Source organism: Acuticoccus yangtzensis (genome assembly GCF_001927245.1).
Lineage (GTDB): Bacteria > Pseudomonadota > Alphaproteobacteria > Rhizobiales > Amorphaceae > Acuticoccus > Acuticoccus yangtzensis.
Genome location: NZ_MJUX01000003.1, coordinates 455,497 through 469,686, shown reverse-complemented (window position 1 = coordinate 469,686; position 14,190 = coordinate 455,497). Strand labels below are relative to the sequence as shown.

General features: G+C 68.8%; 12 protein-coding genes. 4 read left to right on the top strand and 8 right to left on the bottom strand.

The window, feature by feature from the left end; genetic code table 11:
- The coding region (locus tag BIX52_RS23655; RefSeq protein ID WP_342743827.1) for a transposase at positions 1-214 on the top strand (214 nt) is incomplete at its 5' end.
- A 709-nt stretch (positions 215-923) separates the two neighbouring features.
- Here BIX52_RS23655 and BIX52_RS11385 read toward each other — a convergent pair.
- The 4 genes from BIX52_RS11385 to BIX52_RS11370 all read right to left on the bottom strand — a co-directional run bounded on the left by BIX52_RS11385 (position 924) and on the right by BIX52_RS11370 (position 4,463).
- The gene (locus BIX52_RS11385) at positions 924-1,748 is read right to left on the bottom strand and encodes a hypothetical protein (RefSeq protein WP_075221167.1); all 825 of its coding nucleotides are present in this window, start codon (positions 1,746-1,748) and stop codon (positions 924-926) included.
- A 21-nt stretch (positions 1,749-1,769) separates the two neighbouring features.
- Positions 1,770-2,300 (bottom strand): single-stranded DNA-binding protein, encoded by a 531-nt coding sequence (ssb, locus tag BIX52_RS11380; protein WP_075221166.1) that lies wholly within the window; start codon positions 2,298-2,300, stop codon positions 1,770-1,772.
- Between the two features lie 91 nt (positions 2,301-2,391).
- Positions 2,392-3,396, bottom strand: coding sequence for a hypothetical protein (locus BIX52_RS11375; protein WP_075221165.1), 1,005 nt, complete (start codon positions 3,394-3,396; stop codon positions 2,392-2,394).
- Positions 3,396-4,463: a hypothetical protein gene (locus tag BIX52_RS11370; RefSeq protein ID WP_075221164.1), complete on the bottom strand. Its 1,068-nt coding sequence runs from the start codon at positions 4,461-4,463 to the stop codon at positions 3,396-3,398. The genes BIX52_RS11375 and BIX52_RS11370 overlap by 1 nt, the downstream gene beginning before the upstream one ends.
- 205 nt (positions 4,464-4,668) lie before the next feature.
- Here BIX52_RS11370 and uvrA point away from each other — a divergent pair, with 205 nt between their 5' ends.
- Positions 4,669-7,569: an excinuclease ABC subunit UvrA gene (gene uvrA / locus BIX52_RS11365; protein ID WP_075221163.1), complete on the top strand. Its 2,901-nt coding sequence runs from the start codon at positions 4,669-4,671 to the stop codon at positions 7,567-7,569.
- Positions 7,570-7,588: 19 nt separating this feature from the next.
- Here the strand turns inward: uvrA and BIX52_RS11360 are convergent, their stop codons facing one another.
- Entirely contained in the window at positions 7,589-8,938 is a 1,350-nt protein-coding gene (locus tag BIX52_RS11360; protein ID WP_075221162.1) for a sensor histidine kinase, read from the bottom strand.
- Between the two features lie 49 nt (positions 8,939-8,987).
- Entirely contained in the window at positions 8,988-9,704 is a 717-nt protein-coding gene (locus BIX52_RS11355) for a response regulator transcription factor (protein WP_075221222.1), read from the bottom strand.
- Between the two features lie 224 nt (positions 9,705-9,928).
- Here BIX52_RS11355 and BIX52_RS23935 point away from each other — a divergent pair, with 224 nt between their 5' ends.
- Positions 9,929-10,231, top strand: a complete 303-nt coding sequence (locus BIX52_RS23935) for a hypothetical protein (protein ID WP_075221161.1) — start codon at positions 9,929-9,931, stop codon at positions 10,229-10,231.
- 205 nt (positions 10,232-10,436) lie between these two features.
- Positions 10,437-10,706 carry a cysteine rich repeat-containing protein gene (locus BIX52_RS11345; protein WP_075221160.1) on the top strand — a complete coding sequence of 90 codons (270 nt, stop codon included), beginning with the start codon at positions 10,437-10,439 and terminating at the stop codon, positions 10,704-10,706.
- A 195-nt stretch (positions 10,707-10,901) separates the two neighbouring features.
- Here the strand turns inward: BIX52_RS11345 and BIX52_RS11340 are convergent, their stop codons facing one another.
- On the bottom strand, positions 10,902-12,005 hold the full coding sequence (locus tag BIX52_RS11340) for a calcium-binding protein (protein ID WP_075221159.1): 1,104 nt from the start codon (positions 12,003-12,005) through the stop codon (positions 10,902-10,904).
- Positions 12,002-14,188: a TonB-dependent receptor domain-containing protein gene (locus BIX52_RS11335; protein WP_075221158.1), complete on the bottom strand. Its 2,187-nt coding sequence runs from the start codon at positions 14,186-14,188 to the stop codon at positions 12,002-12,004. The genes BIX52_RS11340 and BIX52_RS11335 overlap by 4 nt, the downstream gene beginning before the upstream one ends.
- Between the last annotated feature and the right edge of the window lie 2 nt (positions 14,189-14,190).

Below are 14,190 nucleotides of genomic sequence, written 5' to 3'. Positions count from 1 at the left end.
CGAACGCGCCGGGGCGACGCTTCTGTTCCTCCCGCCCTACAGCCCCGTCTTCAATCCCATCGAGATGGCCTTCGCCAAGATCAAAGCCCTGTTGAAGAAGGCCGCTGAGCGAACTGTCACCGCCCTTTGGGATCGCATCGGCGACGTCCTCCACCTCGTCACCCCCCAAGAGGCCCGCGCCTATTTCAGAGCCGCCGGGTATGACCCGGATTGAGCGCGAAGTGCTCTAGGGCGCATGCCCCGAGCAATTCAACGATGGCGCCTGGCCGGGCCGGGCTCAATACGAGGCGCCCTGCCGGAAGACCGCGCGCCCGTTTCTTCGATCCATGCCGCCCGTAAGACAGTTCGGCGCTCGGCAACCTGTACCGGCACGGATGACCTTCAGCGCCGCCTTGGCGCCTGCGGCATGAAAATGGCGCGGGGTCATCAAGAGTCCGCAGGTCCTCGCGGCGCGCCCGCTCCGCGGCGTTGTCTCTTTATGCACCATGACGCCTGGCCCGGCGCAGCCCGCACGGTGGAACGGCCGAAGAATCGTGCTGCGGGCAACTTCACCGCTACCCGTTCGGGGCAACGCGCCGCCGTCGACGGGCAAGTGAAACAGTTTGCGGCACGGTTGCCATTCCTGGGCTTAAGACGTGCGGCACCTTCATCCGACGGTAGGAGGTCGCAGGGCGCCTGCCCATTATCTCGCTCCGCCGTCTCTGCCCCCGTCAATCAGTGATGGCGTGGCCGGGGGCGCAAGCGCGGAATTTCGCGGGGGGTACCGCTGCCGCCGATAAATGCCCCCCACAAGGTGGTGCGAAATGGCGGCATCTCGTCGGCAGGCAGGCGAGGCCGGCGGGCGCCGGAGCGTCGGGCCTGCCGCGGCGTGCGGTCTGCCACGGCGGCGGGCGTGCTGGGGCCTCGGGCGTGCCCGTCCGCGGTCAGTCGGGGGTGAAGCTCAGGGCCAGTGCGGTGGCGTCGTCCGAGGGCTTGAAGCGTGGGTAGCGCATGCAGTGCGGGTCGTCGGCCTCGACGGCGCGGATCGCGGCGAGGACGCCGACCGCGTCCCGCGCGGCGGCATCGACGAGGCTCGCCCCGTCGTGGAGCGAATAATCGTCGATGGCGGCCTCGAACCCGTCGCTGACGAGAAGGGCGCGGCCTGCGCGGGCGCCGAGAACATGCTGGCGCACATAGCGCATGCAGCCGATGTCCGGGGCGAAGACGGCGTAACCGTTCTGCGTGTTGGCCGTGTTGCGCACGGTGCGCAGATAGGCCGTCACCTCGGGCGTGCGGCCCTTACCGCCGGCCATCAGGCGCAGCGCGCTGTCCGCCTCCCACTGGCGTTGCCGGTCCATTCCGCCGAACCGCGTCACCGTGCCGTCGGTCTCGACGAACAGGCCGCAGTCACCCATTTCGGCGACCTCCACCACCTCGCCGAAGCGCACGAGCATCAGGGCGGCGGTGGGGATCTCGTACCGCTCACGCGGGGGGCGGCTGCGTTCGGCGACGAAGCGGGCCTCGGCCGTCGCCGCCGCGTGGCGCATCAGGGAGAGCGGGCCGTCGGCAGCCGCGGCGCCGTCCATCAGCGCCTCGTGCAGCGCGGCGGTGAGCCATGCGGCGTCGCTGGGCGCGTCAAGCAGCGCCTCGTCGCCGAGGCCGGTGGCGCCGTCGATCACCCAGGCATAGTCGCCGGTGGTGCCGTAGCCGTCCTCATTGGCCCGTTTCGGCGAGCCGGAGACGCTGAGCGCGTCCAGAACCTCGATCACGTGGAGCCCGCCGGGTCAGGATCAGAACGGGATGTCGTCGTCGAACGGCTCGTTCGCCGGCGGGCGGCTGCCGCCACCACCACCGCCGCCGCCGTAGCTGCCGCGGTCGCCGGAGAAGCGGTCACCGCCGGAGCCGCCGCCGTAGCCACGGCCGCCGCCTCCACCGCCACCGCCGAAGTCACCGCCGCCGCCGCCAGCGCCGCGGCTGTCGAGCATTTCGATGGTGCCGCCGAAATTCTGGATCACGACTTCGGTGTTGTAACGCTTCTGGCCCTGCTGGTCTTCCCACTCGCGGGTCTGCAGCTCTCCCTCGACGTACAGCTTCATCCCCTTCTTCATGTACTGCTCGACCACGCCGCACAGGCCCTCGGAGAACACCACCACGCGGTGCCACTCGGTGCGCTCCTTGCGCTCGCCGGTGTTGCGGTCGCGCCAGGTGCGCGAGGTCGCAAGGCGCAGGTTGGCGATGGGGCGGCCGTCCTGCGTGCGACGGATTTCCGGATCGGCACCCAAATTGCCGATCAGCATCACCTTGTTCAGGCTTCCAGCCATGCCCGTTCCCTTCCAGTCTTGGGCGCGCACACTAACGCACGGGGCGATGGAGCACAGGGCGCGCTGCCGCTGTCCACAGCCAAGCCGCCGATTATCCCCGCGCGCGCAACGATTTTGCAAGACGTCGCGCTCTGGCGACGAGGCCGGGTGCCGGACGCGCGGTCGCCGCACGGTGCTGGTTCTGCACGGCGCTGAGCAGCACCCGCCCGAGGCTGGTGAGCTCCTCCGGCGACAAGGCCGGTGGCGGCGTCGGCACAGCGGCCGGCTCGGTGAGGTGGATGCCGCACTGCTGCGCCAGGAAGGCGAGGTGCGGCGCACTGAGGGTGCGAACCCGCTCCAGCGCCTCGGCCGGCAGAACGTAGGCCGGACCGCCGATGCCGCCATAGGCACCCATGGTGGCCTGGGAGAGACCGGCGCGCCGCTCCCGATCCGTCAACGCGGCGTCGATGAGGTGGACGGCGAGCGCGGAAAGGCCGGTGTTCGCCTCCACCCGCGTCAGCCCCGCGACAGCGTCGGCGAAACCGAGCACGGTCAGCGCATCGGTGACGACGTCGCCGCCCGCGAGAGCCGCCCGCTCGAACGGGCGCACCATCACGTTGTCCGAGGCGCCGCCCGCGGTGCCGGGCCGAGCCCCCACCGCGCGGCGCCATCGCGGGATCAGCTCGGCGAAGGGCACCAGCGGCGGATTGGCCGTCAGCCGGCGCAGCGACACGCCCGCCCGCACCGCCTGCTGCGCCGCGCTGGACGCGAAGCCGACCGGGTGGCGGACGTAAAGAAGCACGTCCACCGTGGCTGCGATCTCGCCCATCGCGGCGACGAGGCGGGCGGCGGCTTCATCGTCCAGCCGCACCAAGGTTTCGGCCGATACCAGAGCGTGGCGCGCGTTGGAGCGGCGGGCGGCGGCCATGAAGGCGGCGAAACCCTCCGCCCCGTCCTCGCCGCCGAAGTGGCGGGCGATCGCCTTGTGGTTGCCTGCGCCGTCCCAATAGAAGACCCCGTGTGCGGCCAGATGCGGCGCCGACAGCCGCAGCGTCTCCTGCAGCGACGTCGTCCCGGTCTTGTTGTGACCGATGTGGAGGGTCAGCCGCTCGAACATCAGTCCTCGGCGTCGTCGTCCGGCCCGGCGACAGCGGCCTCCAGCTCGGCGAGCAGGCCGAGCTTGTGGAGCTTGGCGCGCATCGGATGCTCCACCTCGGTGTAGCGGTTGGAGAAGGGCATGCGGGTGTTCAGCACGCGGCCCATCGCGGAACGGTCGAGGCGGAAGGCAAAGGCGTTGATTTCGTGCAGCACCTCGGCCAGCGAGTCGAGCTCGGCTTCGGACAGGGCGGGCGGTGGGCTGGGGCGCTGCGGGCTCTCCTCGAAGGTGATGCCGTATTCGTCCTTCAGGAAGGCGACGTGGGGCGCGGCGCGGCGGCGAACCTTGGCGAGCGACTCTTCCGGCAGCACGTAGCGCGGGCCCTTGATGAAGTTGAAGGCGCGCTGCTGGTCGTAGGGCATTTTGCGGTCCGGCATCCGCGCGATCGCCCGCTCGAGCAGGTGGATGCCGAGGACCGACAGTCCCTCGTTGGCGGCGTTGCGGGTCAGGCGCGGCGCGGCCTGCGCGCAGCCGAGCACGGTCAGGACGTCGTCGATCACGTCGCCGCCGGCCATCGCCGTGCGGTCGAAGGGGCGCACGATGAGGTTGTCCGGCCCCACAGCGTCGCGCCATCGCGTGATGATCTCGGTCAGATTGAGGACGCGCGGCTGGGCGATGATGTCGGCGAGCGGCCGACCGGAGCGCACGCCCTGGTGCGCCGCGCTGACCGCCAGCGCCACAGGCTCGCGCACATAAAGGAGCACCTGCACCCGGCGGGCGGAGGCGCCGAACGCCTTCACGCAGGCGGCGATCTCCTCCGGGCCGAGCCGCTGGAAGGTTTCGGAGCTGACCAGCGCCTGGGAGAGACGGCTCGCCTTCGCCTCGGCGCGGAACTCCTTCAGGAACTTGGTTTCCGCCCGTCCCGCGGTGCGCTTGGAGAAGGGCCGCGCCAGGGGGTGGTTGGTGCGCGTCTTGGAATAATAATAGAGCCCGTGCTCGGCCAGGATCGCGGCATTGTCCCGGAACGTCGCCTGGATCGACGTCGTCCCGGTCTTCATGTGGCCGATATGAAGGGTGAGGACGTCCACGCTGGTCTCCGCGCCGGGTCGTGTCGGGGGCAAGGTCAGCCCCTTTGCGCCATCGCCGCCGCCCCGGTCAACCGGCGCCCGCGCGCCCCGCGGATCGGGTACGCGCCTGTGGATTGGCGGAACAACGCTTCGCGGCCTATATCCGCCATTGACCGCCGCATACCAATGTTCCAGTTTTGGACCAAACCGACCCCCGGAGTTTTCGATGGCCAATCCCGCGCGCCCCGCAGCGGACCGCAAACTCGTCGTCAAGGGCGCACGGGAGCACAATCTCAAAGGCGTCGACGTCGCCCTGCCGCGCGACTCGCTGATCGTCTTCACCGGGCTTTCCGGGTCCGGCAAATCCTCCCTCGCCTTCGACACGATCTATGCCGAGGGACAGCGCCGCTATGTGGAAAGCCTGTCGGCCTATGCCCGGCAGTTCCTTGAGATGATGCAGAAGCCGGACGTCGACCAGATCGACGGTCTGTCCCCCGCCATCTCGATCGAGCAGAAGACGACGAGCCGCAACCCCCGCTCCACCGTCGGCACCGTCACCGAGATCAACGACTATATGCGCCTCTTGTGGGCGCGCATCGGCGTGCCCTATTCGCCGGCGACGGGCCTGCCGATCGAGGCGCAGACGGTCAGCCAGATGGTCGACCGCATCCTGGCGCTGCCGGAGAAGACTCGGCTCTACCTGCTCGCCCCCATCGTGCGCGACCGCAAGGGCGAGTACCGCAAGGAGCTGGCCGAGCTGCAAAAGAGGGGTTTTCAGCGCGTCAAGATCGACGGCACCTTCTACGAGATCGAGGACGCCCCGGCGCTCGACAAGAAGTTCAAGCACGACATCGACGTGGTGGTGGACCGCATCTCCACACGGCCGGACCTCGCCAGCCGCCTCGCCGACAGTCTTGAGACCGCGCTCGGCCTGGCGGACGGCATCGCCGTCGCCGAGTTCGCGGACGAGACGGAGGGCGAGGCGCCGAAGCGCATCGTCTTTTCGGAGAAGTTCGCCTGCCCCGTGTCGGGCTTCACCATCGCCGAGATCGAGCCGCGCCTCTTCTCGTTCAACGCGCCCACAGGCGCCTGCCCGACCTGTGACGGTCTCGGCACCACGCTGACCTTCGAGGCCGACCTCGTGGTGCCCGACACGGCGCTGACCCTGGCCGGCGGCGCGGTGCTGCCGTGGGCCAGAACCGGCAACACCAGCCCCTATTATACGCAGACCCTGCAGGCGATCACCGCCCATTACGGCACCGACATGATGACGCCATGGCGCGACCTGCCCGAGAAGGTGCGCGACGTCATCCTCTACGGCTCCAAGCGCGAGAAGATCGACTTCACCTACGACGACGGGCTGCGCTCCTACACCACGGCGAAGACGTTCGAGGGGGTGATCACCAACATCGAGCGCCGCTGGAACGAGACCGACTCGCAGTGGGTGCGCGAGGAGCTGGCGCGCTACCAGTCGGACGCCCCCTGCCCCGCGTGCAACGGCTACCGTCTGAAGCCCGAAGCGCTGGCGGTGAAGGTCGGCGCCTGCCACATCGGCGAGGTGTCGGCGCTCGCGATCCGCGACGCCGCGCCCTGGTTCAATGCGCTGCCGGAGAGGCTGACGGCGCAGCAGAACGAGATCGCCCGCGCCATCCTGAAGGAGATCCAGGAGCGGCTGCGCTTCCTGGTCGACGTCGGGCTGGATTATCTTCAACTCTCGCGCGGGAGCCGCACGCTGTCCGGCGGCGAGAGCCAGCGTATCCGCCTCGCCTCGCAGATCGGCTCTGGCCTCACGGGCGTGCTCTACGTGCTGGACGAGCCGTCCATCGGCCTCCACCAGCGCGACAATGCCCGGCTGATCGACACGTTGAAGCGCCTGCGCGACCTCGGCAACACCGTCATCGTGGTGGAGCACGACGAGGATGCGATCATGGCGGCGGACTATGTGCTCGACATCGGCCCCGGCGCGGGTGTCCACGGCGGCACCATCACCGCCGAGGGAACGCCGGACGAGCTGATCGCCAACCCCAACTCGCTGACCGGCCGCTATCTGTCGGGCGCACTGGAGATCGCGGTGCCGGACAAGCGGCGCGCGAAGAAGAAGGGCAAGTCCCTCAAGGTCGTCAACGCCACCGGCAACAACCTGCAAGGCGTCTCGGCCGAGTTTCCGCTGGGGCTGTTCACCGCCGTCACCGGCGTGTCGGGCTCCGGCAAGTCGACCCTGGTGATCGAGACGCTGTTCCGCGCCGTGTCGCGCAAGCTCAACAAGAGCCGCGAGGTCCCCGCCCCGCACGAGGACATCACGGGGCTGGAGCATCTCGACAAGATCATCGACATCGACCAGTCGCCGATCGGCCGCACGCCGCGCTCCAACCCGGCCACCTATACCGGCGCCTTCACGCCGATCCGCGACTGGTTCGCCGGTCTGCCTGAGGCCAAGGCGCGCGGCTACGGTCCGGGACGTTTCTCGTTCAACGTCAAAGGCGGGCGCTGCGAGGCGTGCCAGGGCGACGGCGTCATCAAGATCGAGATGCACTTCCTGCCGGACGTCTATGTCGAATGCGACGTGTGCAAGGGTAAGCGCTATAATCGCGAGACGCTGGAGATCGAGTTCAAGGGCAAGTCGATCTCCGACGTCCTCGACATGACCGTCGAGGAAGGGTGCGAATTCTTCTCCGCCGTGCCCGCGGTGCGCGACAAGCTGGTGACGCTGAACCAGGTGGGTCTCGGCTATATCCGCATCGGCCAGCAGGCGAACACGCTGTCGGGCGGCGAGGCGCAGCGCATCAAGCTGGCGAAAGAGCTGTCGAAGCGCGCCACCGGCCGCACGCTCTACATCCTCGACGAGCCGACCACGGGCCTCCACTTCCACGACGTCGCCAAGCTGCTGGAGGTGCTGCAGGCGCTGGTGGAGGCGGGCAACACGGTGGTGGTGATCGAGCACAATCTGGAGGTCATCAAGACCGCGGACTGGATCATCGACATCGGCCCCGAGGGCGGCGACGGCGGCGGCACGGTGGTCGCCTCCGGCAAGCCCGAGGCGGTGATGAAGGTGAAGGAGAGCTACACGGGGCAGTTCCTGGCCGAGCTTCTGGAGCGGCGCCCGGCGCGCAAGGAAGCGGCGGAGTAGGTAGCGGAGTAGCGCCCGCCTAAAGCCGGAACTCCGGCAGCGTCAGCACGAAGCGGGCGCCGCCTCCGGGCGCATCGTCGATGGCGACCGCGCCGCCGTGCGCTTCGGCGAGGCTCTTGACGATGGCAAGGCCAAGCCCGGCCCCGCCGGTCGCGCGGTTGCGTGAGCCCTCGGCGCGGACGAACGGCTCCAGCAGCAGCGCCCGGTCGGCGGCGGCGATGCCGGGACCCTCGTCGTCCACCACCAGCCTGAGCGTTCCGGCGCCGCAGGACAGGGCGACGTGCGCTGCGCCGCCATATTTCAGCGCGTTGTCGATGAGGTTGGCCACCATCCGCTTCAGCGCAAGCCGGTCGCCGAGCACGTTGATGTCCCGCGCCGTGGCGTCCACGGCCAGGGTCACCGGACGCTCGTGCGCCCCGCCGAGGCCGCGGCGGAGCGCCGTCTCCTCCTCCACCAGCTCGGCGAAGACGATCAGCTCCTCGCTCAGCTCCCCCACCCCCGCGCGGGTGGCGACGATGGCGTCGTCCAGCATGTGAACGATGTCGACCACGTCGGCGATGGCCCGGTCACGCACCTCGCTGTCCGGCAGAAGTTCGAGGCGCAGGCGCAGGCGCGTGGCGAAGGTGCGCACGTCGTGGGAGATGCCGCCGACCATGACCATGCGCGCCGTCATCAGCGTGGCGAGGCGCGCCTGAAGGCGGTTGAATGACGCGACCAGGGAGCGGATCTCCGGCGCCGAGGACCAGGACTGCGGCAGCGGCGGCGAGGTGCCGGACAGGTCGATCGCGTCCGCGGCGGCGGCGAGGCGCTTCAGGGGCGCCATCTCGCGGTGCAGGATCACCAGCGTCACCAGCGCGACGAGCGTGCCGACCAGCCCCGCGACGATGCCCACCGGCAGCCCGGCAAAGTTCAGCGTCGGCGGAATGCGGGTTTCGATCACCAGCAGCTCGCCGGTCCCCAGCGGCACCTGAAAGCGATAGCCTTCCATGGTGCGGGTCAGACGGGTGATGATTCGCGCTTCGGTGGGGATCTGGTGGACGCTGACGTTGCGCCCGTCCGGCAGCGCCAGGGGGTCGGCGGTCTCGGCCCCCGGCGGCAGCGCATCCGCGGCGGCGCCCTGCCCCCCCGGCGAGGGCCGCACCTCCACCATAAGGCCGGACGCGCCGAGTGCGGTGGTGAGCCGATCGCGGTCGCCTCCCTCCTCGAACAGGGCGACGATGGCGGCGATGCGCTCGGCCGGCAGCAGCGCCGGATCGCGCGAGGGGCGCAGCGAGGCATAGTAGTAGGTCACCGCCGCCAGCCAGAAGACCATGACGGCGCACAGGACGATCAGCGCCAGACGGCTCTTGAGGCTGAGGGCGGGGATCATCGGCGGACGCTCGCAGCGGCCGGGGGCGGCGGCGTCAGGTCAGGCGCCATCACGTCAGCGGCTTCACGGTGGCGGTGAAGAGGTAGCCGCCGTTGCGAACGGTCCCGACGAGGGCAGTGCCGGGACTGGCCGCGTCCAGCTTCTTGCGCAGGCGCGAGACGAGCATGTCGACCGTGCGGTCGAACGGGTCGGCGCCGCGGCCGCGGATCTTGTCGAGGATGAAGTCGCGCGTCAGCACCCGCCGCGGCGCGCCGACGAAGCAGGCGAGAAGATCGAACTCCCCGGTGGTGAGGCTGACCTCCTCGCCCTCGGCGGTGGCGCACTGGCGCGCGTCGAGGTCGATCACGAAGCGGTCGAAGGCGTAGCGGCGGTTGGGGCGGCTCACCGGCTGCGGATCGGCGGCGCGCCGCAGCCGGGCGCGCACCCGCGCCACCAGCTCGCGCGGGCCGAACGGCTTCACCACGTAGTCGTCGGCGCCCATTTCGAGACCGAGGACGCGGTCGATCTCGTCGCTGCGGGCGGTCAGCATCAGGATCGGCACGGCGCTCGCCGCGCGCATGCGGCGGCAGATGGACAGCCCGTCCTCGCCCGGCAGCATCACGTCGAGGATGAGAAGGTCGGGCCGGACGGCGGCGAGAACGGCACCCAGGGCATGAGCATCACCGGCGGTGTGGACCAGATAGCCCTCGGCCCGCAGGAGGCCTGCGATCATCTCGGCGATCTCCGCATCGTCCTCGACGACGACGATGGTGGCGGGCGCGGTCATGGTCATTGTCATGGAGCGGGGGCGGCTGCGGTCATGGAGTCAGGATGTCAGGGTTAAGAAGCACAGTAAATCCACGGATGGCCGACGTATACACATTGTTACACACGGTGACACGTTGCGACAAACTGATGTTGCCATGCAATTTGAGAGCAACAATCGCGTCCTATCTTGTCTGTGTCGCCGGCGGAATGGTCCAGCCGGGGTTGATAGGGACGAGGTTACCAATGATCAAAGGTCTCATGGGTGCGGCTCTGGCCCTCACTGTCGTGGTTGGTGGTGTGTCGGATGCGGATGCCTTCACCCGCAAGCGCGTGACCACCGGTCCTTATGGCGCCACGGCCAGCTTCAGCGCCAGCACCGGCTGTGTCGGCAACACCTGCTCGCGCACCGCCACCCGCACCGGCCCTTACGGCAACTCGCTGCACCGCAGCAGCTCGGCCACCTGCGCCGGCGGGGCCTGCACCATCTCCGGTTCCACGTCCGGCCCCTACCGCGGCGTGTCGCGCTCTACGACGATCACCCGTTAATCGAAGGGTCAGCCGCGGTGGCGCATGCCCCTCACCGGCTCTCTTGCGCCGATGCGGGGGCCGGGACCCGAACCGTCACCGGCACGCCTGAGCCGGTATCGCCCGATGGAACGCGCAGCGGCGCTCACCCCTTCTTGAACCATGCCGGTGGATCGGCCGCATCGCGATGCCCCGTCCGCCGTGCACCCGCAGAGGAGTTCACACGATGAACCTGACCAAACGCCTGGCCGTTGCGGCCTTCACCGCCTCCGCGCTCATGTCCGGCGTGGCCGGTGCCACGGCACAAACGCAGCAGATGCCGGACCTTTCGCGCGCCGAAATGAAGCAGATCTTCGTGTCGTGCCGCGAGGACTACAAGCGCTACTGCTCGACGGTGGAGCCAGGTGAAGGCCGCATCGCCCGCTGCATGGCCGACAACCGCGACCAACTTTCCAGCCAATGCCGGACGACGGTGCGAAACATCTTCATGAAATGACCGAGACTGTCCGGGGCGGTGCGCAAGGTGCACGCCCGCGGACGACCCTGCCGGTTGCCCGGCGCGAAAACGTCCGCCCGCACAGGCGGACGCGACAAGGCCACGGCAGACGCATCGCTCTGCCGTGGCCTCATCCATTGTGGTGGCGGTCTCTCGCCGAAAGGTCCGCCCGCGAGGCCGCAGGCGCGCTGTTCGTCAGAGGATGAAGTCGCTCTCGGTGAGGCCCTGGACACCGACGACGGTGAACGAGAAGTCCGCCTCACCGTCGCCCGACACGTCGCCATAGACGACCGTATCGCGGCCGACGATCTCGTAGCGCAGCTCGCCGCCGTCGCCGGAGAAATCGTCGTCGCCGAGGAAGTCGAAGCTGTCGTTCGACGCCGTCGACTCGTTGGCGTCGAAGCGGCGCAGGCGGAAGACCACGCCGTCGTCGTAGCCGAGGATCACGTCGCCGTCCGGCTCGTCGGCGGTGCGGTAGTGGACGATGTCGTTGCCGGTGCCGCCGTCGATCGTGTCGGAACCGATGCCGCCGATCATGAGGTCGTTGCCCGCGCCGCCGAACAGCTCGTCGTCGTCGGCGTTGCCGAGAAGCTCGTCATCGCCGTCGTCGCCGTGAAGGACGTCGTCGCCCCAACGGCCGCGCAGCTTGTCGTTGTCCCCTTCGCCGGACAGCGTATCGTCGCCCAGGCTTCCGACGAGAACGTCCACACCGTCGCCGCCGTTGATCACGTCGTCGCCGTTGCCGCCGAGGATCACGTCGCGCCCGTCGCCGCCATCGATGGTATCGTCGTGGGCGGTGCCGTAGATGACGTCGTTGCCGGCCGATCCGTAGATCTGCTGCGGCTGGTCGAGGATGCTGTCGAAGGTCTCCAGCTCACGCTCGGAGCTGCCGCCGAGATACATCAGCTCGGCCACCAGGTTGTGAACGTCGCCGCGGCCGGAGCTGTTGACCAGATCCAGGTCCTCGAACGCGATCAGCGTGGTGTAGCTGGTGATGTGGCCGTCGCTGTCGAGGTCGAAGCTGCCGTCGTCGTTCCAGCTTTCGCCGAGGGTGCCGACGATCATCTCGTCCAGTGAGCCGGTGACCGTGTGGCTGCCCATGTCGTAGGCGAGGTCGGCGCCGTTGAGGATGATGATCTGCGTGTCGGCGCCGTCTGTTTCACCCAACAGCACCATCTGGTCGTCCTCCTCCATGTAGGGGAAGCCGGACGAGATGTAGCTGTTGATGAAGGTGTTCAGGTCGGCGGGATAGTCGGTGCCAACGTTACCGACGTTGCTGAGCCGGATGTCGATACTCACAACAAGTCTCCTTGAGGTGCCGTGCGCGGGGACCCGCCGAAGCGGTGGCTGACGGTGAGGAAGGCCGAGAAACCGGGGCTCGGCTCGAGGTCCAGATACTGCGTGTAGTCTTCGTTGAAGATGTTCTTCAGCGCGATCTGCATCGAGGTATCGTCGGTGAAGGCGTAGTTGATCGCCGCGTCCACCAGCGTATAGGCATCGCCGATGAAGCCGTTCTCCGCGGCATCGGGCACCGCGCCGGTGTGGGTGACGGTGGCGCTCACGTCGAGCTTGCCCTCGAACGCGCGCATGCCGAGCGTTCCGGCGACGCGCCAGGGCTGAATGCCGACGAAATCGGTGTCGTCGTCACCCATCGTCTCGGCTTCGGTGTAGGTGGCGGTCACCTGGCCGTAGGCGCGGCCCATGTCGTAGATCGCGTCCACCTCGAACCCGTAGAGGCGCGCGCGGTCGAGATTCTCGTACGTGCAGCCGCCGGGCAGCGGGAAGGCGGAGCAGATGGTGACGATGTAGTTGTCGACGACATTGTGGAAGACCGACCCCTTGAAGCGCAGCGCGTCGCCCGAACGGAACACGCTGTTCATGTCGAGGTTGACGCCCGCTTCGATGTTGTGGGCGATCTCCGGCTCCAGGAACGGGTTCGGGATGAAGTCGAACTGGGCCGGAGGCGGGTGGACGCCCTGCACCAGCGTCTCGGTGATCGACGGTGCGCGGAAGGCCTCCGAATAGGACGCGTAGAAGGTCACCGGCTCGACCGGCGTCACGGCGACGGTGATCTTGGGCGACAGGTGACCGTCGGACTTGTGGATGTCCTCGCCGGTGTCCGCCACAGTGCCGTCCGACCAGTAGCCGTCATAGCGCAGTGCGCCGATCACCTCGAACCAGCCGCGTTCCATGGCGTGCTGGACGTAGGCGCCATAGACGCCGCGCGAGCCGGACGGGGTCGACCCGTCGGACAGGCCGACGCTGTCCTTCGAGGTGACGTCATCATAGAAGCCGTCGCCGCCGATGGTGGTGGTGTGGCTGAAGCCGGCGGCGTCGAAGGTGGCGGTGTTGTAGAGCGAGCCGCTATAGGTGGCGATGTCGAAGCTGCGGGTGGCGCCTTCGGACGTGCCCGACAGGTTCTTCTGATCGAGGTGCGTGCCCGTATAGTAGACCTTCGCGTTGAGGTCGATGAACGGGATGGCGCTGTCCCAGTGGTGGCCGAGGGTGACGGTGTCGTCGGTCTGCTGGGTGCTGCGGACGGTGGCGGTGCCGTTGCGGAAGTCATTGGCGACGCGCATGGCGGAGAACACGGTTTCGTGCTCCTCGGCCAGCCGCAGCCGCGTCTTCAACAGGCCCGACGTCAGCTCGGTGGCGCTCTGGACGCGCTCGCCGTCGCCGGTGCGGTAGTCGCTGGCGTGGCGGAACGTGCCGGCCGCCAGAACGTCGAAGGCCTGGCCGATGCGCGCGGCGGCCTCGCCGTGGATCACGCCGCCGGGGCCGTTGGATTCCGCCGAGGTTTCGAGGCGTCCGCCCCAGGTCTCATCGTCCCGCAACACGTTGTCGGCGTCGATCGTCTCGAACGCGACGGTGCCGCCGACGGCGCTGCCGCCCACCGCCTGGACCGGACCGCGCGTGATGTCGACCGACTGGATCATCCGCTGGTCCACATAGACCGAGCTGTTGGCGGAGTGGCCGGATCGGCCGAAATTCTGACGCGCCCCGTCGATGGTGACGGCGACGCGGTCGAACTCCTGCATGCCGCGGATGTTGATGGACACGGCCGGATCGTCGGCCGATTCGGTGACGGTCACACCGGGGGTGCTTTCGAGCACGCCGGCGATGCTGCGCCCGCCCTCCCGCTGGATCGTCTCGCGGGTGATGACGGTGGTGGCGGAGGGGGCCATCAGCGCCGCGTCGGCCGCCGGTGACAGGCGCGGGTTGAGTGCGGCGACGCTGGGGGCGGGCGTCGTCTGCGCCGGATCCGGCTCCACCAGGGACGTGGGCGCCGCGGGGGCCGGAGCCGCCGCGACGCGGGTCGGCTGCGGCGCGGCCACTCTCACCAGGGTGCTGGCGGGCGCGGGCGCGGGGGACGCCTCGGGCTCGCTCGCGACCACGACCTCGTCCAGCACGATGTCCTGCGCGCTGGCGGCGGTCAGGCTCGTTCCTGCAAGGAGGAGCCAGATGAGAGGGGTACGCCACATGC

Coding starts and splice junctions, on each gene's coding strand:
- ssb (WP_075221166.1), bottom strand. CDS start 2,300: ATGGCTGGAAGCCTGAACAAGGTGATGCTGATCGGCAATTTGGGTGCC.
- BIX52_RS11375 (WP_075221165.1), bottom strand. CDS start 3,396: ATGTTCGAGCGGCTGACCCTCCACATCGGTCACAACAAGACCGGGACG.
- uvrA (WP_075221163.1), top strand. CDS start 4,669: ATGGCCAATCCCGCGCGCCCCGCAGCGGACCGCAAACTCGTCGTCAAG.
- BIX52_RS11360 (WP_075221162.1), bottom strand. CDS start 8,938: ATGATCCCCGCCCTCAGCCTCAAGAGCCGTCTGGCGCTGATCGTCCTG.
- BIX52_RS11355 (WP_075221222.1), bottom strand. CDS start 9,704: ATGACCGCGCCCGCCACCATCGTCGTCGTCGAGGACGATGCGGAGATC.
- BIX52_RS23935 (WP_075221161.1), top strand. CDS start 9,929: ATGATCAAAGGTCTCATGGGTGCGGCTCTGGCCCTCACTGTCGTGGTT.
- BIX52_RS11345 (WP_075221160.1), top strand. CDS start 10,437: ATGAACCTGACCAAACGCCTGGCCGTTGCGGCCTTCACCGCCTCCGCG.
- BIX52_RS11335 (WP_075221158.1), bottom strand. CDS start 14,188: ATGTGGCGTACCCCTCTCATCTGGCTCCTCCTTGCAGGAACGAGCCTG.